The organism is Spirosoma oryzae (assembly GCF_003002825.1).
GTDB classification, from domain to species: Bacteria; Bacteroidota; Bacteroidia; order Cytophagales; family Spirosomataceae; genus Spirosoma; species Spirosoma oryzae.
Genome location: NZ_PVTE01000006.1, coordinates 171,250 through 195,338, shown reverse-complemented (window position 1 = coordinate 195,338; position 24,089 = coordinate 171,250). Strand labels below are relative to the sequence as shown.

The 24,089-nt window shown below is 53.6% G+C and carries 19 protein-coding genes and 2 tRNA genes; 8 read left to right on the top strand and 13 right to left on the bottom strand.

The window, feature by feature from the left end; all coding sequences use genetic code 11:
- Positions 1 to 219: 219 nt before the first annotated feature.
- From tsf to CLV58_RS08865, 11 genes are all read right to left on the bottom strand, one after another.
- Complete coding sequence (gene tsf, locus CLV58_RS08915; protein ID WP_106137444.1) at positions 220 to 1,053, bottom strand: translation elongation factor Ts; 834 nt, start codon at positions 1,051 to 1,053, stop codon at positions 220 to 222.
- 209 nt (positions 1,054 to 1,262) lie between these two features.
- Positions 1,263 to 2,096, bottom strand: coding sequence for a 30S ribosomal protein S2 (gene rpsB, locus CLV58_RS08910; protein ID WP_106137443.1), 834 nt, complete (start codon positions 2,094 to 2,096; stop codon positions 1,263 to 1,265).
- 158 nt (positions 2,097 to 2,254) lie between these two features.
- Positions 2,255 to 2,641, bottom strand: coding sequence for a 30S ribosomal protein S9 (rpsI, locus tag CLV58_RS08905; protein ID WP_106137442.1), 387 nt, complete (start codon positions 2,639 to 2,641; stop codon positions 2,255 to 2,257).
- 9 nt (positions 2,642 to 2,650) lie between these two features.
- Positions 2,651 to 3,094 (bottom strand): 50S ribosomal protein L13, encoded by a 444-nt coding sequence (gene rplM, locus CLV58_RS08900; RefSeq protein ID WP_106137441.1) that lies wholly within the window; start codon positions 3,092 to 3,094, stop codon positions 2,651 to 2,653.
- 126 nt (positions 3,095 to 3,220) lie between these two features.
- On the bottom strand, positions 3,221 to 4,429 hold the full coding sequence (gene mraY / locus CLV58_RS08895) for a phospho-N-acetylmuramoyl-pentapeptide-transferase (protein WP_106137440.1): 1,209 nt from the start codon (positions 4,427 to 4,429) through the stop codon (positions 3,221 to 3,223).
- 91 nt (positions 4,430 to 4,520) lie between these two features.
- A complete protein-coding gene (locus CLV58_RS08890; RefSeq protein WP_106137439.1) occupies positions 4,521 to 6,011 on the bottom strand; it encodes a UDP-N-acetylmuramoyl-L-alanyl-D-glutamate--2,6-diaminopimelate ligase in 1,491 nt (496 codons plus the stop codon).
- A gap of 206 nt (positions 6,012 to 6,217) precedes the next feature.
- Positions 6,218 to 6,304, bottom strand: a tRNA-Leu gene (locus CLV58_RS08885).
- A gap of 86 nt (positions 6,305 to 6,390) precedes the next feature.
- Positions 6,391 to 7,728, bottom strand: coding sequence for a dihydroorotase (locus CLV58_RS08880; RefSeq protein ID WP_106137438.1), 1,338 nt, complete (start codon positions 7,726 to 7,728; stop codon positions 6,391 to 6,393).
- Positions 7,725 to 8,696 carry a porphobilinogen synthase gene (gene hemB / locus CLV58_RS08875; protein WP_106137437.1) on the bottom strand — a complete coding sequence of 324 codons (972 nt, stop codon included), beginning with the start codon at positions 8,694 to 8,696 and terminating at the stop codon, positions 7,725 to 7,727. The genes CLV58_RS08880 and hemB overlap by 4 nt, the downstream gene beginning before the upstream one ends.
- Before the next feature lie 139 nt (positions 8,697 to 8,835).
- Complete coding sequence (locus CLV58_RS08870; RefSeq protein ID WP_106137436.1) at positions 8,836 to 9,519, bottom strand: response regulator transcription factor; 684 nt, start codon at positions 9,517 to 9,519, stop codon at positions 8,836 to 8,838.
- Between the two features lie 74 nt (positions 9,520 to 9,593).
- Positions 9,594 to 11,477, bottom strand: coding sequence for a sensor histidine kinase (locus CLV58_RS08865; RefSeq protein WP_106137435.1), 1,884 nt, complete (start codon positions 11,475 to 11,477; stop codon positions 9,594 to 9,596).
- Between the two features lie 178 nt (positions 11,478 to 11,655).
- Here CLV58_RS08865 and CLV58_RS08860 point away from each other — a divergent pair, with 178 nt between their 5' ends.
- Together CLV58_RS08860 and CLV58_RS08855 are read left to right on the top strand one after the other, a co-directional pair.
- Complete coding sequence (locus tag CLV58_RS08860; protein ID WP_106137434.1) at positions 11,656 to 12,465, top strand: T9SS type A sorting domain-containing protein; 810 nt, start codon at positions 11,656 to 11,658, stop codon at positions 12,463 to 12,465.
- A gap of 192 nt (positions 12,466 to 12,657) precedes the next feature.
- Positions 12,658 to 12,915, top strand: coding sequence for a hypothetical protein (locus CLV58_RS08855; protein ID WP_106137433.1), 258 nt, complete (start codon positions 12,658 to 12,660; stop codon positions 12,913 to 12,915).
- A 204-nt stretch (positions 12,916 to 13,119) separates the two neighbouring features.
- Here CLV58_RS08855 and CLV58_RS28310 read toward each other — a convergent pair whose 3' ends face one another.
- On the bottom strand, positions 13,120 to 13,296 hold the full coding sequence (locus CLV58_RS28310) for a hypothetical protein (RefSeq protein ID WP_211300833.1): 177 nt from the start codon (positions 13,294 to 13,296) through the stop codon (positions 13,120 to 13,122).
- Positions 13,297 to 13,648: 352 nt separating this feature from the next.
- On the opposite strand from CLV58_RS28310, the gene CLV58_RS08845 reads away from it, so the two are divergent.
- The 6 genes from CLV58_RS08845 (at position 13,649) to CLV58_RS08820 (ending at position 23,130) form a co-directional block, all read left to right on the top strand.
- Positions 13,649 to 16,720 carry a serine hydrolase domain-containing protein gene (locus CLV58_RS08845; protein WP_106137431.1) on the top strand — a complete coding sequence of 1,024 codons (3,072 nt, stop codon included), beginning with the start codon at positions 13,649 to 13,651 and terminating at the stop codon, positions 16,718 to 16,720.
- A 142-nt stretch (positions 16,721 to 16,862) separates the two neighbouring features.
- A complete protein-coding gene (locus CLV58_RS08840; protein ID WP_106137430.1) occupies positions 16,863 to 20,561 on the top strand; it encodes an Ig-like domain-containing protein in 3,699 nt (1,232 codons plus the stop codon).
- 113 nt (positions 20,562 to 20,674) lie between these two features.
- On the top strand, positions 20,675 to 21,112 hold the full coding sequence (locus CLV58_RS08835; RefSeq protein WP_106137429.1) for a nucleoside deaminase: 438 nt from the start codon (positions 20,675 to 20,677) through the stop codon (positions 21,110 to 21,112).
- A gap of 56 nt (positions 21,113 to 21,168) precedes the next feature.
- The gene (locus CLV58_RS08830; protein ID WP_106137428.1) at positions 21,169 to 21,789 is read left to right on the top strand and encodes a superoxide dismutase; all 621 of its coding nucleotides are present in this window, start codon (positions 21,169 to 21,171) and stop codon (positions 21,787 to 21,789) included.
- 95 nt (positions 21,790 to 21,884) lie between these two features.
- Positions 21,885 to 21,960: transfer RNA gene (locus tag CLV58_RS08825), tRNA-His, on the top strand.
- A gap of 291 nt (positions 21,961 to 22,251) precedes the next feature.
- The gene (locus CLV58_RS08820; RefSeq protein ID WP_106137427.1) at positions 22,252 to 23,130 is read left to right on the top strand and encodes a MerR family transcriptional regulator; all 879 of its coding nucleotides are present in this window, start codon (positions 22,252 to 22,254) and stop codon (positions 23,128 to 23,130) included.
- On the opposite strand, the gene CLV58_RS08815 is transcribed toward CLV58_RS08820, so the two are convergent.
- Complete coding sequence (locus CLV58_RS08815) at positions 23,131 to 24,078, bottom strand: D-2-hydroxyacid dehydrogenase (protein ID WP_106137426.1); 948 nt, start codon at positions 24,076 to 24,078, stop codon at positions 23,131 to 23,133.
- Positions 24,079 to 24,089 lie beyond the last annotated feature (11 nt).

The following is a 24,089-nucleotide window of genomic DNA, read 5'->3' as shown; positions in this document are numbered from 1 at the left end:
GCAGAGCCAGACTCTTTTTTGTCGAAACCTGCTTATCAGGCTTCTTTTATAGTACAACTTCTCAGCTGCTACAACTAGTTGGATGTATATTAACTCATTTATGATTAGCTCAATAGATCAAAGCGATCGTATATACGTCTATAGTTGTTTTTTGGATTTAAAAAAAAGCAGGGACCTCGTTTTTAGCGAGGTCCCTGCTTTTTTAGCTGTATTAGCTACCTAGCCGATAGCTACGCGCTTGAATGCTGACACCGTCAGGCCCTTGCTCGTTTTGTCGAGCAACTGCGCGATCGTCAACGAGCCATCTTTTACGAACTCCTGATTCAGCAGCGTATTCTCTTTGTAGAACTTATTCAGTTTACCCATAGCAATTTTTTCCAGCATTGCTTCGGGCTTGCCTTCCTGACGAGCCTGTTCTTTACCGATTTCGATTTCACGCTCAACAATCGTAGCGTCGACACCGTCTTTGTCAAGGGCAACAGGTTTCATGGCAGCAATCTGCATCGCTACGTCTTTACCTACTTCCGTAACGTCGGTTCCGTTCGTATTCACCAGGCCTACCAGTACGCCCAGTTTACCGTTCGAGTGAATGTACGATACAACCTGATCAGCCGATACGGTTTCGAACGAGGCAACATCGATTTTCTCCCCGATTTTACCCATCAGATCAGTGATGTGATCCTGTAGGCTACGGCCATCAGCTTGTGTCGACGCTAGCAACGTTGCTTTATCCGTTGCGCCGGTAGCCACTGCTGTGCTCATTACGGCCATGGCCAGATTCTGGAAATCGGCCACTTTCGAAACGGGTTCCGTTTCGCAAGCCAGGGCAATCACTTTACCACTTTTGCCATCTTCGCTGACATGAGCCAGCACGATACCTTCAGCGGTTGCATTATCAGCCCGTTTGTCGGCTATTTTCTGGCCCTGCTTCCGCAGAACTTCTTTTGCTTTGTCAAAATCGCCGTCGGCTTCGGTGAGGGCTTTTTTGCAGTCCATCATACCGGCTCCGGTCTCTTGCCGAAGTTTGTTTACGTCAGCAGCGGTAATTGCCATGAGAATAGGTTGTTTTAAATTTAAATTGCCAAAAAATGTTTGGTAATCAGCAAGTTATCTACTTAAACGGAATAGCCCATAGCAGTCGCTACGGGCTATTCTGAAGTTGTAAAGTTTCAGAGTTTCAGGCTTATAAAGTTGGCGTCGCCGGTACCATTCTGCGTCAAGCAACTTTACAACTAGTCAACTCTATAACTTTACAACGTCTATTATGCTTCCTGTTCGCCTTCAGCAACAGCAGCGGGCGATGAAACAGCTACAGGCTGATCTTCACCTTCCGATTTGGCCTGGGCCATATCGCTCTGACGCTTGGCTTCTTCTTCTTCCTGAACGCGCTGATCGTCTTTGTCCTGCTTCCGCTCGGTCAGCCCTTCTTCGATGGCCTTACCGATAGCAAGCGTGATCAACGAGATTGATTTGTACGCGTCGTCGTTTGCGGGGATAGCGAAATCAACCTCTTCCGGGTTCGAGTTCGTATCACACATCGCGAAGACGGGGATACCCAGACGGTGTGCTTCAGCAACGGCAATGTGCTCGCGCTTTACGTCAACAACGAACAGGGCAGCCGGCAGGCGGGTCAGGTCGGCAATACCGCCCAGTACGCGCTCCAGCTTTTCTTTATCGCGGCTCTTGGTCAAACGCTCGCGCTTGGCAATGCTCTTGACGGTCTCCTCGTCTTTCAGCATTTTTTCCAGCGTCTGCATTTTCTTCAGCGACTTGCGGATCGTGGCGAAGTTCGTCAGCATCCCGCCCTGCCAGCGGTCCGTAACGTACGGCATTTTCAGACGACGCGCTTCTTCCGAAACGATCTCCTGCGCCTGCTTCTTAGTCGCCACAAACAACACTTTACGGCCCGAACGTACGATACCTTTCAGGGCATTCGACGCTTCCTCAAGGGCAGCCTGCGTTTTGTTGAGGTCGATGATGTGGATGCCGTTCTTCTCCATGAAGATGTACGGAGCCATCCGGGGGTCCCACTTACGCGTCAGGTGGCCAAAGTGCACACCAGCGTCGAGGAGTTCTTTATATTCGATTTGTGCCATTGTCTTGATAACAAAAGAATGTGGTAAAAAAGTACGCAGCGCAGCCCGTCGGCATCATCTAAGGGCAGCCTGGACTTGATTGGTTTAGTGTTTAAAGTCTCATGTTTAATGTTATTCTCAACCTTAAACATTGGACGTTGAACAATAAACCCAGAAAATTAACGCTTCGAGAACTGGAACCGACGACGGGCTTTCCGACGACCGTACTTCTTCCGTTCTACCATGCGCGAATCCCGTGTCAGGAAGCCTTCTTTTTTGAGGGCCGGACGGAATTCCGAGTTCATTTCAACCAGCGCACGGGCAATAGCCATGCGGGTCGCTTCAGCCTGACCAGCAACACCGCCACCGCGGACGTTTACTTTCACGTCGTAACCGTCAACACCATTGATGGTTGCGAAGGGCTGATTCAGGATGATTTGCAGTACTTCCGTCGGAAAATACTGTTTGTAGTCTTTTCCGTTTACCGTGATGGCTCCGGTGCCAGCCGACATGTAGATGCGGCTGATGGCCGTTTTCCGACGACCGATAGTGTTAATGCGATCCATTCGTCTATCTTAGAATTTAACGGCTGTCGGTTGCTGAGCCTCGTGAGGATGTTGATCACCGGCGTAAACGTACAGGTTGGTGTACAGCCGACGACCCAGCCGGTTTTTAGGCAGCATACCCTTCACGGCATGCTCGATGATCCGCTCTGGATGCTTTTCCATGAGCAGCCGGGGCGACGTAAACCGCTGACCGCCGGGATATCCCGTGTGGCGCGTGTATACTTTGTCGGTCATCTTGGCACCCGTCAGGCGAACCTTATCGGCGTTGATGACGATTACATTGTCCCCGCAATCGACGTGGGGCGTAAAGTTGGTCTTGTGTTTTCCGCGGATCAGACTAGCAACCTGGCTGGCGAGCCGGCCAAGTACTTCGCCCTGTGCGTCAACCACAACCCACTCTTTCTGCGCCGTTTCTTTGTTGGCAGAGATGGTTTTGTAACTGAGCGTATTCACTGTTATGGAGACTAATTAATTGATTTCTACCGAATTATACGCAAAAAAGCACTCCCGCTCGGAAACGGGAGTGCAAATATAGACGATAGTGTGCTGAAAAACAAGGTGATGCAAACAATATCGCGGCTACCGTAGCTTGAGCGTAGCCAGTGCCAGTACAGCCAGGATGATTCCGACGATCCAGAAGCGCGTAACAATTTTGGCTTCGTGGTAGCCTTTTTTCTGAAAATGATGGTGCAGGGGCGACATCAGCAGAATACGCCGTCCTTCGCCGTACTTCTTTTTGGTGTACTTGAAATAGCTGACCTGCATGATCACGGAGATATTCTCCACCAGGAAAATACCGCAGACGATTGGGATCAACAGCTCTTTCCGGATGGCCAGAAACAAAACGGCGATAACGCCCCCCAGCATCAGGCTACCCGTATCGCCCATGAATACCTGTGCCGGATACGAGTTGTACCAGAGAAAGCCAACACAGGCCCCCACGAAGGCCGCGCAGAAAATTACCAGCTCACCCGAATTGGGGATGTACATGATGTTGAGATACTGCGAAAATACTTTGTTCCCCGACAGATAAGCCAGTACACCGACCGTCAGCGCAATGATTGTTGATGTTCCCGCTGCGAGGCCGTCGATACCGTCTGTGATATTGGCTCCGTTCGAGACGGCCGTGATGATAAAAATGCAGATGACAACGTACACAATCCAGGTGTAGCTGTCAGGGAGCAGGCCGAACAACAGAGAGCTGTAGTCGAACTCGTTATTCTTCAAAAACGGTACTGTCGTCAGCGTTGACTTGATGTCGACGTACACGTCGGGAACGTTGGATGTGCTCAGCAGTCGGGGGGCGTATTTACGGATCTTGACATAGTCGTTGAAATACAATGTCAGACCAACGATCATACCCAGGCCAATTTGTCCGACGACTTTGAAACGGCCTTCGAGCCCTTCCTTATTCTTCTTGAAGACTTTGATGTAATCGTCCAGAAAACCAATCAGACCCGTCCAGATGGTAGAGACCAGCGCCAGTACGATATAGACGTTGGAGAGCTTGGCAAACAACAGCGCCGGGATCAGCAACGATGCCAGAATGATGAAGCCGCCCATCGTTGGCGTACCACGCTTCTGCATCTGCCCTTCGAGTCCCAGATCGCGAATCGATTCACCGATTTGCAGATTACGTAGCGTATCGATAATCTTCCGCCCGAAGATGGCAGCTATCAGCAGCGACGTGATAACCGCTCCTAATGCCCGAAACGAGATGTACTGAAAGACGCCTGCGCCGGGTAAATTGTAGCGTTCGTCGAGAAATTGAAATAGATAATAGAGCATCGATAAAGAGCGAAAGAATGAACCGGAGCGCCGGACCGGAGTGAAAGAGGAATTCAGTAATGACAGCGAGTTTGCAAAAATATTCGCTCTTTCACTCTTTCGCGCTCTCGCTCTTTAAAAACGCATCGCGTAGCACAGCCCGGTCGTCGAAGTCGCTTTTTACGCCTTGCACATCCTGGTACGTTTCATGCCCCTTCCCCGCTACCAATATAATGTCGTGCGGACCTGCCAGCGAAACGGCCCGGTTGATGGCTTCGCGCCGGTCGACAATGGTCGTCGTTTTTTTCGCGTCGACGGGCGACACGCCAGCCTGCATCTGCTCCAGGATAGCCGTTGGCTCCTCAAAGCGTGGATTGTCGGACGTCAAGATTACCCAATCGCTGAAGCGACAGGCAATCTCGGCCATGATTGGACGCTTGGCCGCATCGCGATTTCCGCCACAGCCAACTACCGTAATGATCTGCGGTAGCCGGTCCTGTTCGTCGGCATGGCGAATATCCTGAATTGTTTCCAATACGTTCAGTAACGCATCGGGGGTATGCGCAAAGTCGACAATACCGACGATGCGATTATCCGACACCACCTGTTCGAACCGGCCCGGTGGGGGCGTTACACCCGACAAAAGAGTCAGTACGTCAGCCGGGTCTTCGCCCAGCAGCACGGCAGCCCCGTATACACTCAGCAGGTTGTATGCGTTGAACCGACCGATCAACTTAAACCAGACCTCCCGATCATCGACCAGCATATTTAAGCCAAACAAACTATCGGCCAGCACTTTTCCTTTGAATGTCGCCAGTGTTTGCAGCGAGTACGATTCTTTCCGGGCGGCTGTATTTTGTAACATTACCAGCCCCCGCTTATCGTCCACGTTTGTCAGCGCAAATGCCGACGCCGGCAATTGGTCGAAGAAGCCTTTCTTCGCGCGAATGTAGTTATCGAACGTACCGTGAAAGTCGAGGTGATCGTGAGTGATGTTGGTAAAAATGCCCCCGGCAAACGTTAGCCCGGCGATCCGTTCCTGCACGACGGCATGCGAGCTGACTTCCATGAATACGTGCGTGCAACCGTGTTCCAGCATCTGCGTCAACAGCTGATTGATCGTGATGACATCGGGCGTGGTGTGCGTCGCTGGAATCACCTGCTCATCGATCTGATTCTGAACCGTCGACAGTAGTCCGCAGCGATAGCCCAGATCACGGAACAGCCGGAACAGCAGCGTTGCCACCGATGTCTTGCCATTGGTCCCCGTCACGCCAACCAGTTTGACCCGCTTCGAAGGCTGACCATAGAACGTGGCCGCCAGCAAACCCATCGTCCGGGCCGAATCCTGTACCTGCACAAACGTGACGGTATTGGCAGAATTAGCAATATCCGGCATTTCTTCGCAGACAATTGCCGTTGCTCCCTGCGCGATAGCGGTATCTATGAAGGAGTGTCCATCTGTAACGGTCCCACGCACGGCGATGAACAGGCTACCCGGCCCGACCCGGCGCGAGTCCATCGTCAGGCTGCTGATGTCAGTATCCATGCTGCCAGCCGTAGCCAGCAATGGAATTTTGTAAAGGAGGTCTTTGAGTAGCATAGGCGGTTACGGCTAAACTGGGCCGCTTTACCCGCAAAAAAACGACCTGAGCCGCTGACTACCTAATCTGAGGCAAGCACATCCCTCATTTCTTACCGACTACCGGTCAGACACAGGCTGTATCAGGAACCGTTGACAAGGCTAAAAATAGCCTGAATCGAAGTAAAAGAAAAAGCCGTGACTGCTGTTACAATCACGGCTTTACTTGGTGCCGAAGGCGAGACTCGAACTCGCATGTCCGTAAAGACACACGCCCCTGAAACGTGCGTGTCTACCAATTTCACCACTTCGGCAGCACTGTTTCCCCTGTGTTGGGAGTGCAAATGTACGCACACAAAAACAGCTTATGCAAGCAATCAGGGCAAAATTTTTCGACTTTTTACCGATCAAACGCCATTCGCTGCCCAGCCTGATCCGTAACAAACTGATCGTTAGCGTAAACCAGATTTCCCGACACGAAGGTATGGGTCACACTTGACGCGAAGCGATGCCCCATCAGTGGCGACCAGCCACATTTGTACAGTATGTTTTCGGGCGATACAATCGTAGGCTTATTCGGGTCGACCAGTACCAGATCGGCCCAGTAGCCTTCGCGAACGTAGCCGCGTCCGTCGATCTGAAAGCAGTCGGCGGGGGCGTGGCACATCTTGCGGACAACCGTTTCGATGTCAAGCTTACCCTGCGCAACGAAATCGAGCATCAGCAGCAATGGGTGTTGCACCAGCGGCAGACCCGACGGCGCCGACCAATAGGGTTGTTGCTTCTCATCCCAGGTGTGCGGGGCGTGGTCGGTGGCAATAATGTCGAGCCGGTCATCCAGCAGGGCCGCCAACAGCGCTTCCTTGTGATGCGGAGCTTTGATCGCCGGGTTACATTTGATCTGGTTACCGAGCGTCTCGTAATCGCGGCTGTCGAACCAGAGGTGGTGTACACAGACTTCCGCCGTAATCCGTTTGTCGCGCAGGGGGATACTGTTGTCGAACAACGCCAGTTCATCGGCGGTGGAAATGTGCAGGACGTGCAGCCGGGCGTTGTGCTGCCGGGCCAGATTTACCGCCAGCGACGACGATTTCAGGCAGGCTTCTTCGTTCCGAATCAGTGGGTGGAGGGAAGCCGTGCCCCGGTCGCCGTACTCCTGCTTGTAACGTTCCGTGTTGGCGCGGACTGTGGCCTCGTCTTCGCAGTGAGTTGCAATCAGCATCGGACTTTCCCGGAACAAGCCTTCCAGTACGCGCTCATTATCGACCAGCATATTGCCCGTCGACGACCCCATGAAGACCTTGATTCCGCACACCGTTTTCGGGTCGGTCCGCAGCACCTCGTCCAGATTGTCGTTCGACGCACCCATGAAAAACGAGTAGTTCGCCAGCGAGGTCTGCGCTGCAATAGCGTACTTGTCGGCGAGCAATGCCTGCGTCAGTGCGTTGGGCACCGTATTCGGCATCTCCATGAACGACGTAACGCCCCCGGCAACAGCCGCCCGCGACTCCGTATGAATGGTTGCTTTGTGGGTCAGGCCGGGCTCGCGGAAATGCACCTGATCGTCGATGACGCCGGGAAGCAGGTAGCTACCGTTTGCGTCGATAACCTGTTGCGCGGAACCGTCCGACAAGCCTTGCCCAATCCGGGCGATAAAACCGCCGTCAATCAACAGGTCGGTTTCGACTGTCTTTCCTTCGTTGACCAGCCGGGCATTACGAATTAGTGTTTTACTCATAGCAGACGGGCAGCTTCTTTGGCGAAATAAGTCAGGATAACGCTGGCACCGGCACGTTTGATCGCCATCAGCGACTCCAGCATGGCCCGCTCCCCATCGAGCCAGCCTTTCTGGGCAGCGGCTTTAATCATGGCGTATTCACCGCTGACGTTGTAGGCCGCCACGGGCAAATCGAAGTTGTCGCGCAGGAGTTTAATAATGTCCAGATACGCCAGGGCGGGTTTAACCATTAGAAAATCAGCTCCTTCTTCGATGTCGAGTTGGGCTTCGATAAGGGCTTCCCGGCTATTGGCAGGGTTCATCTGATACGTTTTCTTATCGCCAAACTTGGGAGCAGAATCCAGCGCATCGCGGAACGGACCGTAGAACGCACTAGCGTACTTAGCACAGTACGACATGATCGCTACCTGATCGTACCCAGCCTGATCGAGCGCCGACCGAATGTAGCCGACACGGCCGTCCATCATATCCGACGGACCAATCATATCAGCACCGGCCTGAGCCTGCGCGACTGCCATTCGACCCAGCACTTCGAGCGTGGGATCGTTCAGGATTTTGCCATTTTCTACCACCCCATCGTGCCCGTCCGAACTGTAGGGGTCCATCGCGGCATCGGTCATGACCACGCAATCGGGGAAGCGATCTTTAATGGCCCGAATCGTCCGCAGGTACAACCCATCCGGGTTATAACTTTCGGTCGCGTATTTATCCTTTTTCGCTTCGGCGATATTGGGAAACAGATCGAACGTTTTGACGCCGAGATCCATGCACTCCTGTACCTCATCGAGAATCAGGTCGAGCGAGTGACGGTAAATACCCGGCATCGATGCAACTTCGGTGCGCACGTTTTGCCCTTCGGTAACGAACAGGGGCAGAATAAAATCAGTGACCGACAAGCGTGTCTCCTGCACCATATCGCGCAACACCGCCGACTGACGGCTCCGGCGCGGACGACGGATGATGTTCATAGTTGACTGATTGAGTGATGGAGTGATTGAATGAGTCAGCAATTGAAAAGTCAGTTGCGCCAGCTAATTCACTGCGCCGACGGCCACCAGGCACGGACTATTCATTCTATCACTCAATCATTCAACAACTCAATCACGTCTAAACGATAAGTTTGAATCCTTCGCCGTGTACGTTGACCAATTGAACCGATGGGTCCTCTTTGAGGTACTTGCGGAGTTTGGTAATGTACACGTCCATGCTCCGGGCGTTGAAATACGAATCGTCGCCCCAGACCATTTTCAGCGCAAAACTACGGCTAACGGGTTGATTGAGGTTCTGCGCCAGTAATTTTAGTAACTCCGATTCCTTGCTGGTTAGTTTCTGAGCCACCCCATTGTGAGTCAGCAACTGGCGGGGATAGTCGAACGATAAACTACCGATCTGATAAATCGAGGGGTCGCCGATGGCATCGCCTGATCGCTGGTAACGCCGAAGAATAGCCTGAATGCGGAGCAGCAGTTCCTCCATGCTGAACGGCTTGGTAATGTAATCGTCGGCACCGGCGCGGAACCCCTGAATCGTATCTTCCTGCATCGATTTGGCGGTCAGGAAAATAATGGGCACATCGCGATTGGCCATTCGGACTTCCTTCGCCAGCGTGAACCCGTCTTTCTTGGGCATCATCACGTCGAAAATGCACAGATCGTACTGGCCGTCCATGAAGTGCTGTAGCCCCTGATTGCCGTCGGTCACCCGATCGGTCGTAAAGCCTTTGAGCGTCAAAAATTCCTGCACCAGCTGGCCCAGGTTGGGGTCGTCTTCAACAAGGAGAATGGTAGGCATAGCTTAATGAGTGATTGAGTGATTGAGTGATTGAGTGAATAGGGCCACCGTAAACTATTCGCTCAATCGCTCATTCACTCATTCGCAATTTTATATGGTAAGATCACTTCGAAGGTGCTGCCTTTGCCGGGCTGGCTGTCGACCAGGATCTGGCCGTGGTGCTCCTCGACCATTTTTTTGACATAGCTCAACCCTAGCCCGAAGCCTTTCACGTCGTGGCGGTTACCCGTCGGGACGCGGTAGAATTTCTCGAAAATCCGGTTGACCTGCTCCCTGGTCATGCCCAGCCCCTGATCGGATACGGTGATGCTGACGCCTTCGGGCAGACTGGCCGTTTTGATCCCGATGACGGGCGTGTTGGGCGAATATTTCAGCGCGTTGTCGAGCAGATTATACAGAATGTTCGTAACGTGTAGCTCGTCGGCTTCGATCACTTCCTGATCGGCGTCGAACGACAGGTCGACCTCTCCGCCACGCTGTTCGATCTGGATACCGATGTTGTTGAGCACCTTTTCGATCACGTCATGCACGTTGACCGACGATAGCTTCAATCTGATTTCGCCCCGGTCGAGCAAGGCCATTTGCAACACCTTCTCGACGTGCGACCCCAGCCGCCGGGTTTCGTCGCGAATGATGCCCATGTACCGCCCAACCCGCTCGTTCAATCCGGCCGCATCGTCCCCCCCCGACCGGCCCACCTGCTCCTGCGCCATTTCGGCCGCCAGCGAGATCGTCGAAATCGGCGTTTTGAACTCGTGGGTCATATTATTGATAAAGTCGTTCTTGATGTCGGCCAGCTTTTTCTGTTGCACGATGGTGTTGATGGCGATGTAAAAGCAAGCCAGAATTACGGCAATCAGCAGCACCGACGCACCCAACGTAAAGCCCAGCTGATTCAGAATGAAAGCCCGCTGCGTGGGGAAGTAAACGTACAGGTAATTGCCGGTTTCGTTCATATTGTTTGGAAACAGCACCGCCCGGTAGCCACTCTCGTTGAAATGCTGCGTGTCCATTCCGGCCGACGTAAACAGGAAAGCGGGGCGTGTCTTCGTTCGTACGCCGAAGGCAAACGGAATGCTGATACCCCGGTCCTGTAGGGTCTGCCGCAGCAACGTATCGAGTACCAGCCGATTAACCCGGTCTTCGATAGGCCGATCCGATAACATCAGTCCGTTCAACACGTCCTTTATCCAGCGCGTCTGTTCGGTAGCCTGGCTGCTGCTCATGCTGGCTGGCCGGCTGACGGCACGAGTGGTATCGGCAACTGACTTTTCTGCCGACCGCTGTCGTTCGCGTTGCGCTACCAACCGTTTGTATCGATTGACGGAATCTTTGTGCCGTTTTTTTTCGGCCACCTGTTCGTTGATATGCACCATCTCCGTCAGGATCTGACCGTCGAGCCACTGGCTAAACTGCTGCTGCTGGGCGATCTGCGTTTGCCAGTCTCCTACAGCGATCAGTTCGTCCTGCTGCCGAAAAAAGGCCTCCACGACAGCCGCCTGTTCGGGTGTCAGGGGTTGCACCATCGGGTGCAGAACATCGGATTGAACTACCATACCGCCCATACCGCCGGCGTTAGGTACGGTGCGATGCCGACCACCGGCCAGCCGTTCTATCTGGCGATCAGCCGTCTGCTTTTTCGTCAACGTGGCATCGGTCGCTGGCTGACGAGCCGGTTGTACTGCCGTTTCCGCTGTTTGCGTCGATTCCTTTCGGCGCGAAATCGCCATCAGCCGCTCCTGCTTTTCGCGCGACTGTACACGCTGCCGGGTCAGGTACAGGATTTCCTGCCGTTCGAGCGTACGCACGACCTCCTGCAAAGCGTCCGTGACTTTGTAATCGAACTGTTTTTTCTGGAGTACGAGTGCGCTGCTGATCCAGTACGATTGCAGACCAATCAGGCCCAGCAGTCCGACGGCCATCAGCGCGACGATCCAGCGTATGCGTTGTCTTGACATTTTTTTGACTCCGGGTGCAACCTTCCCTGTTTTACGGCATCTATAGCAAACAGACGGGGTGGCTCAGGTAAAAGTAAGCCGCTTAACCGCCACAAACTGACCTGTTAACAAACTTTAACAGCCCGATAAGCCAGCTGGTTCGGGCCTTCACGCACCGCTTACCAAACACGCAGTACTAATGAAAAAACAACAACTCCCCGCCCGCTGGTTCGGCCTGATGCTGCTGGCTGCGGCAACCCTCACCGGTAACGCTTACGCGCAAAAAGCGAAAAAGCAGGCAACGACGACCGATGAAATCCATGTTCAGATCATCGAACGCAACGGTAACGACATCCGCGAAACCAACCGTACGTATCGCGTCGATGGCCTGCAAGACCCCGAGCGCGATCGGCTGGTTACCAAACTGGTTGATTCATTGAAGGCAGCCCGTCGGAAATCCGGCGATGATCAACAGCTTACCGTCATTGTGGACGACGGCACCGGCAATCGCACGACCACACGTGAGCGTAGTACCACCGGAGCCCAGCGCCGACGAAACGACGTGTATGTGTGGCGCGACAGACGGTCAACGCCCGGCAACGGCTCGACCTGGCAGTACGACCTCCGGCGCGGAGCCGACTCAATCGGCAGGCAGTTAAATCGGCTGCAACTGCAATTCCCGTCGGACTGGGACCGGCAGCTAGCCCGACCGTTTGAGACCTGGGCACGGAACATGGAAGCGAAGCCTTCTTCAGTCCGGGGCCTGGATGTTTACCCAAACAATCCCGATAAAGATCAGCTCAACATCCGCTTCACGGCACCCGCTAAGGGGAACGTAAGCATTGTGGTTACCAATACCAAAGGCAAGGAAGTAGCCCGGAAGGACATCAGCGATTTCTCGGGTGAGTTTATCGGTCAGATCAATCTGGGGCGCAAAGCCGAAGGAACTTACTTCGTAACCGTCACGCAGAACGAAGACGGTGCCGTGAAGCGGGTCGTAGTTGATTAGTTTGCAGTATTCGGTTTATAGTTTACGGTGGTTAGTAGCGGCAAACGTGTGCTATCTACCGTAAACTATAAGCCGAGTTCCGTCAACCCCCTTCTGTACACTTGTAGAAAAAATTAGAAAATTTTAGTACTTTGTATTGCAAGGTATTGATTAAAACCTATACCTTTGTTCTGTCCTTAAATCGACACACCTATGAAACGGCTTTTGCTTATCGGATTTCTGACAACGAGCCTGGCCGGACAGGCTTTCAGTATGGGGCACCCGCACAATGTGTTTGCCGCCCGCAAACGGATGCACGCGAAACTATCGGCGAACAAACTGTCGGCCAAAGATGTAAAGGCGCAGGCCGTTAAACCAACCTATGCGTCTACGCTAGTCGAAAAAGGGTCGGCCCTGCTGACAAAAGGATGTGCACGTGCTATAACGAGCCTGCTACCTAACCCTTATTGAGCAAGCGCCTGGGTAGCTAGTACCCATCGTCTTTTTTCGTTTGATGCCTCAGGGCCGCGAGTGGATGTGCTCGGTGGCTTTTCCCCCCTTACCTACCTCTGGGTTTTCTTCATGAACCCGTCCGAACAGGCTTCCGTGCAGATTATGTACGTGCTGATTGCCAACTGCCAGTAACTTCCTCTCTACCCGTTCACGCCGAACCCCCTACTGATCAGCACAGTACCACATTACCACATTACCCCATTGCCCCCCTTCCGCATAACGGTCACCCCCTTCCGGGTCTAAACTGGTGTAGCCTACGTAAGTCATACCGTATTCTTCGCTCAATCGCGTAGTCAGCAAGCCAATAACGGGCGTTTTCTTCAGCTTCGCTACCGCCACAAATGGCACAGTTTTTTATCCCACGTATCGACGCCTATGCGGTACGATTGGCTCAGCTACTGCGCTTACGCCAGGCCGATACTAACCATCAACAAGCTCAGAATCACGCGACTATTCATACGTCGATCGGAACATGTGTGTTGGCCTGTTTTGTGCAGCTAACGAAAAATAGTCCGGGTAAACTGCACTTTACAGCACTAAATCTTGCGCTGATCGTTATTATACCGGTAAAAAATTAAACAATTCTAACAGCGCCTATGCTTTAAAATAGACGTTGGCTAATTTTATGGTTTAGCCAATCGACCTTGTCTGCTGAGCTTATCTTTTCGTACCGTTTGCTTTTTTGAGTACCATGCGGAACAACACGACCCGACCGATTTTACTTCTCGGTCTGCTGTCCGTCAGTTTATTGACTGCTTTCGGTCTCTCCCGGCCGGGGCTTCTTTCGTGGCACAACATATTGCCAATCCGTAACAAGGGCAAGCTGCCCGTGTCGGGGTTGAAGCCGGTTATTCGCAAATTTTACGCGCATGCTCGTCCTGTTGAGGTGTTTAACCTGCCCGACAGCGGTAATCACTGGGTCGATAGTGTGTTCCAAACGCTGACACCGGAGCAGAAAATCGGGCAGTTTTTCATGGTTGCTACGTTCTCCAACCGCAGCGATAATCACTATCAGTACATCGATCACCTGATCCGCAACAACAATATTGGCGGGCTGATTTTCTTTCAGGGTGGTCCGCACCGGCAGGCACTCCTGACCAATCGCTACCAGGCAGCCTCGAAAGTACCACTCCTGATCGGGATCGACGGCGAGTGGGGCCTTGGTATGCGGCTCGACAGCGCGATGGACTTCCCGAAGCAGATGGCGCTGGGCGCTATCCGCGACAATGAGCTGATCTACCGCATGGGGGCGGAAATCGGTCGGCAATGTCAGCGGCTGGGTATTCACATCAACTTCGCGCCCGTTTCCGACATCAACAGTAACCCGGCCAATCCGGTAATCGGGGTACGGTCGTTTGGGGAGTCGAAGGAAAACGTCGCGTTGAAGGCGTCGGCTTACATGCGTGGTCTGCAACAGACACACGTGATTGCCACTGCCAAGCATTTCCCCGGTCATGGCGATACAAACGTCGATTCGCATAATTCGCTGCCGACGATCAGCCGGTCGTCGGATCAGATGCGCGAAATTGATTTGTATCCGTTCCGTAAGCTGATTGCCGACAGTCTGATGGGCGTCGTGACGGGGCATCTGCACGTTCCGCATATCGACAACACCCCCGCACTGGCGGCAACGCTGTCCGAAAAAATTGTAACCGAACTGCTCAAGAAAGAACTGGGCTTTCGGGGGCTTGTCTTCACCGATGCGCTCAACATGGGCGGCATTCATCAGTCGAGCAAGGCGCTCGACGTGAATCTGCGGGCGCTGATGGCGGGAAATGATATTCTGCTTTATCCTGAGAACGTACACGACGCCACGCTCAACATTTTGAACGCTGTGCATCAGGGGCAGATTTCGCAGGCGTTCATCGACGAAAAAGTCAAGAAAATACTGCGGGCCAAGTACTGGGCAGGCTTAAGTAAGTACAAGCCGATTGACCTGACAAACCTGGCCAACGACCTGAACTCACCCGAGGCTCAGTTGCTGAAACAGGAACTCTGCGAACAGTCGGTCACGGTCGTAAATAACCGGAACAACCTGCTGCCGCTGAATCGGCTCGACTCGCTTCGGCTGGCATCGGTCGCTATTGGTGCGGAAGCGGGCAACACCTTCCAGCGAACGCTCAACCAATACGCACCTGTTGAAACACTGGCCTACACCGATCGTAACCTGACCGATGCGGCCGTGAATCAGATCCTGGCTAGTGTCGACTCGGCCAGTACGGTGGTGGTGAGCTTTCACCATATGAGCGAATCGGCCTACCGTAAGTTCGGCATCACGAAAGGATCGCTCGATCTCATCAACCGGCTCAAACAACGCGGCAAGCAAGTAATCGTGACGGCCTTTGGCTCGCCCTATAGCCTTTCTCAACTGGGCTCAGCCGACGCCCTGGTTTGCGCTTACCAGGATTTCGATGAGATGGAGCAGGTCGTGCCGCAGGTGCTGTTCGGTGGCCTGGGTTCACATGGCATGCTGCCGGTATCGACGGGAGCACTGACGATGGGTTCTGGCGAACGACTCAATCCGGCGGGTCGTCTATCGACTGGTGCCCCCGAAAGTGTGGGCATGAAGTCGGCAACGCTGGCCAAGATCGATCAGCTGGCGCAGAATGCCGTGCGCGATCGGGTTGTGCCGGGCTGCGAAATTCTGGTGGCACGGCGAGGTAAGATCGTTTACAGCAAAAACTTCGGTCGCCTAACCTATGCCCCCAACGCCGAAAAAGTCACCGACGAAACGCTCTACGATCTGGCCTCGCTGACGAAAGTGCTGGCAACGTTGCAGAGCGTGATGGTACTCTACGACCGCAAGCAAATCGACCTGAACCAGAAAGCGTCGTTTTACCTGCCCGAACTGCGCGGCACCAACAAACAGAACATTACCCTTCAGGATTTGCTCTGGCATCAGTCGGGCATGGTCTCGTACTATCCGACAACCTGGGATCGTACCCGGACACCGGGCGGTGGATTGAAAACAGAATACTACGGTACCGCGCGTGACAGCCTGCACACCTTGCAGATAGCGCCGACGCTTTGGGCAACGCCCGCCCTGAAAGATTCCGTCTGGAAATGGGTGGTACAATCACCGATGTCGCGTAAACTGGACGAAACTGGTAAGCCCGCTTACGTATACAGCGACCTGAATTTCCTGACGCTACAGAAAATCGTCGAGCGTATCAGCCTTCAACCGCTCGACCGTTTCGTTACCGACAATGTGTACAAACGGCTGGGCCTGCATCAGCTTGGCTTTACGCCATTGCAGCGACTAAAGAATCCGCACTGTGCGCCCACCGAGCAGGATACCTACTACCGGAATCAGCTCCTGGTCGGAACGGTTCACGATCAGATGGCAGCTGTGCAGGGCGGTATATCGGGGCATGCTGGTTTGTTTGGCAACGCCCACGACATTGCCACGCTGCTACAGATGAATTTGCAGAAGGGCCTGTACGGTGACGTGCGTATCTTTCAGCCCATGACCGTGCCTTTCTTCACCCAGACGTTAAGCAACCGCAGTCACCGAGCACTTGGCTGGGACAAACCGAATCCCGAAAGCACGAGTAGCGTATACCTGGCTGAGCAGGCGTCGCCCCGTTCGTTCGGTCACACAGGCTTCACGGGTAACGTCGTTTGGGTCGACCCGGATCAGGAGCTTGTTTTTGTCTTCCTGTCGAACCGGATTTATCCGACAGCGGGCAACAACTCCATCAACACGACGAAGCTACGTCGGCGCATCCACGAAACGATCTACAGCGCTATTATCCCGGAATAAGCTGATCGACACAAACAAAAATGCCACCGCTTGCGTGTGGCATTTTTGTTGCGCGAATGTTTCTATAATTTGTAGCCTGAGTACTATCTTCTGTGGCTAATTTACAAATACATTACCTTTACCAACCAGGAACTTCAACTCTATGCAACGATTTTTATTTCACTGTTTCCTCGTTCTGGTATCGTGTAGTTTAGGGCTGCCGCTAAGCGGACTGGCACAGACGATCACGGTTGGAACACTCTCACCCGCTGCCGTCTGTACTGGTAAAGCCACGGTCATATCTGTTCCATTTACCACGACAGGTTCGTTTGGCTCAACCAATACGTTTACGGCACAACTGTCGGACGCATCGGGCGCGTTTAGTTCCTCGGCAACGAACATCGGTACGCTGACAGCCGCATCCAGCGCGACTACAGCTACGACACGGACCATTTCAGCAACGATTTTGAGTGGAGTAGCCGCTGGCACTGGTTATCAGGTGCGCGTGATTTCGTCAACCGCCCCGGTGAAGACGAGTAGCAACACAGCGGGACTCACGATTTCGAATACCCCCAGCGCGCCCGGCGTTACCAGCCTTCCCGTAGCTTATTGCATAGGCGAGACAGCAGTACCCCTATCAGCTTCGCCGGTTAATGGCGCTACGTTAAACTGGTATACCACTGCTACAGGGGGAACGCCTTCGTCCATTGCACCTACTCCGGATACGAAACAAGCTGACACGTTGCAGTACTACGTCAGTCAGATGTTGGGAACCTGTGAAAGCGCCCGTGCGCCACTTACCGTTACCGTAAATGGTACACCTCCTGCGCCCAGTATCCCATCGTCGTTATCGTTGTCTTTCTGCCGGGGGGCGACCTTGTCCCCCCTCACAGCAACAGCCGCTGCTGGTGCCACGCTACGATGGTACGGAACGACTGCCAGCGGAGGTACTTTTTCGTCGACAGCTCCTATACCCGACAACCAGAATTCAGCAACCTATTATGTCAGTCAGGCGCGGGGTAAGTGCGAGAGTAGCCGTACGGCCATTTCGGTTACCATTCTTTCTCCGTCAGCACCCAGCGTCGTTTCGCCGGCGGCCAGTTACTGCCCCGGTCAGACCGCTGCTCCGTTATCCGCTACGGCATCAACGGGTGGCACACTAAACTGGTATGGTACCAATTCGACGGGGGGAACCTCATCGTCTACAGCTACCGTCCCCAGCACCACATCCTCAGGCACGTATTATGTCAGTCAGACGGTTGGGAACTGTGAAAGTCCACGGGCATCGATCAGCGTAACGGTCAAACCTACGCCGGCTACCCCCAGCGTCACGAATCTGTCGCTCTGTCAGAATCGGTCGGCAAACGCACTGACCGCGTCGGGCGTGACGGGAACGATCAACTGGTATAGCCCGAACAGCAGTACCCCGTCAACGACGGCACCAACCCCATCGGTGACGGCCACTGGCGCAACATCGTTTTCCGTTAGTCAGACGGTCAACGATTGCGAAAGCAGTAAAGCAACACTGACTGTGACGGTCAATGCAGTTCCGGCCATGCCTACCGTCGCGGCTACCGGCCCGACCTACTGTCAGGGTGCATCGGCTCAGCCGCTGTCAGCGACCGGAACTGCACTGCTCTGGTATGGTGCAAACCAGACTGGCAGCACTGGCAACTCAACCGCTACCGTACCGTTAACGAGCAGTACCGGGCCAACAACCTACTATGTCACGCAAACGACGAATGGCTGTGTCAGTGACCGGGCTGGTATAACGGTTACGGTAAAGACAACGCCCGCACAGCCCGATGCAATCAACGCGTTGTCCTTCTGCCAGAATGCCACTGCTTTACCCGGCTTAACAGCGACACCGGTCACTGGTGCCACCCTGCTCTGGTATGGTGCCAGCGCTACAGGCGGTACCAGTACAACTGTAACACCCACTCTTTCATCGTCAACAGTGGGTACAACCAACTACTACGTCAGCCAAACGCTAGATGGGTGCGAATCAGCAAGTCGATCGGCTATTGCCGTGACTGTAAAGCCAACCCCAGAGATTCCAACCGTAACGGCCGTCGCGTATTGTAATAACGAAAAATCGCAGCAACTAACTGCGATCGGCAACGCCATCAAATGGTACGATGCAGCCGGGACAGCACTCTCCGGTGCGCCCACACCACCAACGGGCGCGGTCGGTACACAAACCTATCAGGCCACGCAAACCGTGGATGGCTGTGAAAGTCAGCAGAAAGCAGCGCTGACCGTGACCATCAAGCCGCTACCCGGTCAGCCCGGTGTTGCCAATCTGTCGTACTGCCAACCTACGCAGGATCAGCCTGCGCAGAACGTTGGTCCCCTGACCGCGTCGGGCGATAACCTGCGCTGGTACAATACCGACGGCAATCCGTTTCAGTCGGCCCCTACGCCCCCGGTTACACAGGTCGGCACCTACACCTATCAGGTTAGTCAAACGGTAAATGGCTGCGAAGGTGGCCGGGCTACACTACAGGTCGCCGTCAACAGTACTCCTGCCCCGACCGTCACAACACCCCTGGTCACGTACTGCATCAACACGACAGCCGCCCCCCTTCAGGCTACAGCGGCCACTGGTGCCAGCCTGCGCTGGATTAATCCCTATAATAATACATCGGTGGAAGCCCCCACCCCCTCAACACTCAACAGCAACGTAGTGGCAGGCGGTGATCCCTTCTACGTGTACCAGATCGGTTCGAATGGTTGCTACAGTTCACGGGCGACCATCCGGGTTGTCGTCAACGTAGCACCGACGCTGGCATTAAACGGTGCTGGCGAAGTTAATCTGGGCACGCTGGCCCCCGTTAAGCTGAGTTTTACCGGTGCACCACCCTTCAGCTACACGCTGACAGACGGATATAGCGGTATCAGCCGAACGAACGACACGACGATTTACGTGCTACCGCGCGGCAACACCACTTATCAGATCGTTTCGGTTGCCAACAGTTGTGGGGTTGGTCTGCCCGGTAACCCAGCAACCGCTACCATCACCGTGCGCGTTCCGGTCATTACTACCAGCGCCCTGCAAACGTCGACGGTTTGCGCGGGCAGTTCATTTGCCGTGCCGTTTACAACGACGGGACAATTCACAGCAGGCAACCTGTTTACGGCCGAACTGGTCAGCGTAGCTGATACGAGTCGCAAGATCAGGGTATCGCCCAACGGCACGACCGGTAGCGTCGTAACTGCTGTTACTCCGTTGACGCTGACGGCGGGACAGTACTACGTTCGGGTGAAAGGTTCGAATCCCAGCGTTGGCATCACGGGCAGTAACAGCCCGTCGATCCTGACCGTACGAGCACGGGCAACAGCAACACTTACCGGTACACAGTCGATTTATGAAGGCTCTCCCGCCACGCTGACGCTAACATTTGGTGGGGAAGCTCCCTGGACAGCTACCTACGCCGACAGTCTGCGTTCGTATACGGTTACTGCAGCCAGTTCACCATATACGCTGGAGGTTCTACCGGCCCGCGCCACCACGTACCGACTCACAGGCGTCAGTAACAATTGCGGGGTAGGCACGACCGTATCGGGGTCGGCCGTTGTTACGGTGCAGAAAGTGCTGGGCGTCGAAGACCCATCGCTGGGCCCACTCGTCAACATATATCCCGTTCCAACTGGTGCAACGCTAACGGTCGACATCGACGTTTCGCTGCTGCGCGATCCGGCCATACTGACCCTGCATGATGCCAGCGGTCGGCCGGTGCTCAATCAAACGACCCGCTCCCGGCAAACAACGCTGGATGTCAATCAGCAGCCCGCTGGTACGTATCTGCTTCGGATACAGATTGGCGACCGGCAGCTTGTCCGGCGAATCCTGAAACAGTAACTGGTAGACGAAAGAGGATAGACGAAAGAAGAAAGACGCTGGTGTAGCAAGTCTCTTCTCTTGTGTCTATCCTCTCCTATCTTTCTTCTTTTATCTTTTGTCTATCTTCTTTCATGCTCCCCGACGAATACTTTATGGAAATTGCGCTGGGCCTGGCAGAGGAAGCCGCCGACGACGGCGAGATTCCCGTCGGTGCGGTCGTAGTCAGTCGCAATCGAATCATTGGCAAGGGGCGCAATCAGACGGAGCAGTTGGGTGATGTTACAGCACATGCTGAAATGCTTGCCCTAACCGCAGCCGCCCAGTACCTCGGCGGTAAATACCTCACCGATTGTACCTTGTATGTTACACTTGAACCTTGTGTGATGTGCGCAGGCGCGCTCTACTGGGCCCAACTGGGTCGTCTCGTCATTGGCGCACCAGATCCCAAACGGGGACACAGCCGGATTAGCCCACCGCTGCTTCACCCCAAAACCCGTATCGAAACGGGTATCCTGGCCGACGAGAGTCAGGCCTTGTTGACGAAGTTTTTCCGGGGCTTAAGAACATAAACGAAAAGGGGCGTGTTAATCCCTCCGAACGATTTCCCATATAACTCATTCATTCAATGGCATTCGTACTAGATCCACTGCCCTACCCCAGCGATTCTCTGGAACCCCACATCGACAAGCAAACCATGGAGATTCACCATGATAAGCACCATAACGCCTACGTAACGAATCTCAACAACGCCATTTCCGGTACGGATATGGACAGTAAGTCGATCGAAGACCTGCTGAAGTCGGTTAGTCAGGCTCCGGTTGCGGTTCGGAACAACGGGGGTGGGCACTACAACCACACACTGTTCTGGAATACACTTTCGGGTAACGGTGGCGGTCAGCCAACGGGTGAATTGGCAGAAGCGATCGACAAAAAATTCGGCTCGTTTGATGCGTTCAAAGAAGAGTTTACCAAAGCAGCAACGACCCGGTTCGGCTCAGGCTGGGCATGGCTGATTGTCAATAAAGAAGGTGAACTGGCGGTAACCTCGACGCCGAACCAGGACAACCCGCTCATGGACGTAGCGGAGGTCAAAGGTTTCCCGATTATCGGTCTCGACGTGTGGGAGCACGCTTATTACCTGAAGTACCAGAACAAGCGCCCGGATTATATTGCGGCTTATTTCAATGTAGTCGATTGGAATGCTGCCAATGCCCGTTACCAGGAAGGTAAGCAGGCAGCCAGCTAGCAGGCGAACTGGGGAAGCGAGAAGATAGTTAAAAAAAATCTCGCTTCTCGCTTTCTATTTTCGTCAACTTGTCACTACCTTTGCAATCCCAAAACGGTGATTGTAGCTCAGTTGGTTAGAGCGTCGGATTGTGGTTCCGAAGGTCGCGGGTTCGAGCCCCGTCTTTCACCCTTAGTAGAAAAAAGCCTCCCAGCATTCGGGGGGCTTTTTCGTTTTTACCCCCACTAGCAACAAGCAACTTTGCGGTAGTTACCTCACTTAGTCGTAAAACGAGTGGTTTTGTTAAAGCATATATCCTGAAACATTAAACAAAGTATCGTTTTTTATTGTTATAGTCCATATATTAGCAGGGTATTTGCTAACCAGTGGGGATGCTTTTTGCGGCTCGCGCTTGTCGCTGTTCAACGGGCACCCAACGGCTTGATAACCCCCATATAAGTCATTGTTGGTGCACGTTATTTCATGAGTAATTATTCGATAAAAGACCTCGAACAGCTGTCCGGCATCAAAGCGCACACGCTTCGCATCTGGGAACAGCGCTACAACATCATCGCGCCGAAACGCACGGACACGAATATCCGTACGTACGACGACCGAGACCTCAAGCTTGTGCTTAACATCGCCTTGCTGAAGGATCACGGCTACAAGATCTCGGAGATATCGAAGCTATCGCTCGAAGAGATGAACAAGGAGGTCGTCAAGATTTCTGATCGTCAGCTCAACTACCCTGATCAGATCCACGCGTTGACAATCTCCATGATCGATCTGGACGAGGATCGGTTCGAGAAGATCATCAGCACGAATATCCTTCAGTTTGGTTTCGAGAACACGATTATCAACATCGTATACCCATTCCTCAGCCGGTTGGGTACGTTGTGGGTGACGGGTTCGGTCGGACCGGCTCAGGAGCATTTTATCAGCAATCTGATTCGCCAGAAGATCATTGTCGCTATCGACGGGCAGGTGAGCAAACAGCGGCCTAACGGCAAGACGTATATGCTGTTTTTGCCAGAAGGCGAGTTACACGAAATCAGCCTGCTGTTCGCCAGCTACATCATTCGGGCACGCTACAATAGGGTCATCTATCTGGGTCAAAGTCTGCCCTTCAGCGAACTGGAGTTTGCTTACAACGTTCATCGGCCCGATTACATCTTCTCAGCCTTTACATCAGTACCATCTAACCACGAAGTACAGCCTTACGTCGATCGTATGGTGAAAGCGTTCCCAAACGCACATTTATTGCTGACAGGTTATCAGGTAGTCGGACAGGATATAGACATGCCGGAGAATGCGACGGTAATCAACCAAATTCAGGATCTGATTCGAATAGCCAGTGTATAGTTACACTGCATTGACTGGGGTTCCGTTCTGAAATGCTTTTAAATTAGCCACAACGCCCTGCATGAGCCGGACACGCGCTTCGTAGCTGGCCCAGGCAATGTGCGGTGTCAGCACGCAATTCTGAGCCGTGAGCAGCGGGTTATCCGTTTTGGGGGGCTCTACAGACAGTACATCCAAGCCTGCGCCGGCCAGTTTACCAGCGTTCAGCGCCTGCGCCACATCGATTTCGTTCAATAATGTCCCCCGACTCGTGTTGATCAGATAAGCTGTCGGCTTCATGAGCGCCAGCAGGTCAGCGTCGACGAAACCGATTGTGTCCGGCGTGGCGGGCAGGTGAAGCGAAACCACGTCGCTTTGGGAAAACAAGTGCCTACGGTCTACCAGCGTAATACCTTCTTCTCCATTTGCCGCGTTACGCCGGTTAACCAGCACATTCATCCCAAAGGCCCGACCGATAGTGGCTACTTTACGGCCAATATCGCCGTAGCCAACCAGTCCCAGCGTTTTTCCGGCTAGCTCAATCAATGGTGATTTTGTATAACTGAAATCAGCGGAGTTGGCCCAGTCACCCGCATGCACACTCTCGCTATGCCGTCCTACATGCAATACAAGTTCCAGTAGCAGCGCAAAGGTTAGCTGCGCCACCGAATCGGAGCTGTAGCCTTTTACGTTGGTTACGATGATGTTTCGCTCGCGAGCAGCTTCCATATCGATGATGTCGTAGCCCGTAGCCGTTACCCCGATGTAGCGTAGTTTAGGCAATTGCGCCAGCGTTTCCCGATTCAGTTTCACTTTGTTCACCAATACCGCGTCGGCCTCTTTCAGTCGATCAACAAGTTCGTCGGGCGAGGTCCGGTCGTAAAGAACAACCGTTCCCAGCGCCTGTAAGGGTTGCCAGTCGAGATCGCCGGGATTGAGGGTGTATGCGTCGGGATAAACGATAGTCATTGAATCAGGAG

What these genes read in the sequence shown, in the direction of transcription:
- tsf (WP_106137444.1), bottom strand. Translation starts at nt 1,053, where the DNA reads ATGGCAATTACCGCTGCTGACGTAAACAAACTTCGGCAAGAGACCGGA.
- rpsB (WP_106137443.1), bottom strand. Translation starts at nt 2,096, where the DNA reads ATGGCACAAATCGAATATAAAGAACTCCTCGACGCTGGTGTGCACTTT.
- rpsI (WP_106137442.1), bottom strand. Translation starts at nt 2,641, where the DNA reads ATGGATCGCATTAACACTATCGGTCGTCGGAAAACGGCCATCAGCCGC.
- mraY (WP_106137440.1), bottom strand. Translation starts at nt 4,429, where the DNA reads ATGCTCTATTATCTATTTCAATTTCTCGACGAACGCTACAATTTACCC.
- CLV58_RS08890 (WP_106137439.1), bottom strand. Translation starts at nt 6,011, where the DNA reads ATGCTACTCAAAGACCTCCTTTACAAAATTCCATTGCTGGCTACGGCT.
- CLV58_RS08880 (WP_106137438.1), bottom strand. Translation starts at nt 7,728, where the DNA reads ATGAGTAAAACACTAATTCGTAATGCCCGGCTGGTCAACGAAGGAAAG.
- hemB (WP_106137437.1), bottom strand. Translation starts at nt 8,696, where the DNA reads ATGAACATCATCCGTCGTCCGCGCCGGAGCCGTCAGTCGGCGGTGTTG.
- CLV58_RS08870 (WP_106137436.1), bottom strand. Translation starts at nt 9,519, where the DNA reads ATGCCTACCATTCTCCTTGTTGAAGACGACCCCAACCTGGGCCAGCTG.
- CLV58_RS08865 (WP_106137435.1), bottom strand. Translation starts at nt 11,477, where the DNA reads ATGTCAAGACAACGCATACGCTGGATCGTCGCGCTGATGGCCGTCGGA.
- CLV58_RS08860 (WP_106137434.1), top strand. Translation starts at nt 11,656, where the DNA reads ATGAAAAAACAACAACTCCCCGCCCGCTGGTTCGGCCTGATGCTGCTG.
- CLV58_RS08855 (WP_106137433.1), top strand. Translation starts at nt 12,658, where the DNA reads ATGAAACGGCTTTTGCTTATCGGATTTCTGACAACGAGCCTGGCCGGA.
- CLV58_RS08845 (WP_106137431.1), top strand. Translation starts at nt 13,649, where the DNA reads ATGCGGAACAACACGACCCGACCGATTTTACTTCTCGGTCTGCTGTCC.
- CLV58_RS08840 (WP_106137430.1), top strand. Translation starts at nt 16,863, where the DNA reads ATGCAACGATTTTTATTTCACTGTTTCCTCGTTCTGGTATCGTGTAGT.
- CLV58_RS08835 (WP_106137429.1), top strand. Translation starts at nt 20,675, where the DNA reads ATGCTCCCCGACGAATACTTTATGGAAATTGCGCTGGGCCTGGCAGAG.
- CLV58_RS08830 (WP_106137428.1), top strand. Translation starts at nt 21,169, where the DNA reads ATGGCATTCGTACTAGATCCACTGCCCTACCCCAGCGATTCTCTGGAA.
- CLV58_RS08820 (WP_106137427.1), top strand. Translation starts at nt 22,252, where the DNA reads ATGAGTAATTATTCGATAAAAGACCTCGAACAGCTGTCCGGCATCAAA.
- CLV58_RS08815 (WP_106137426.1), bottom strand. Translation starts at nt 24,078, where the DNA reads ATGACTATCGTTTATCCCGACGCATACACCCTCAATCCCGGCGATCTC.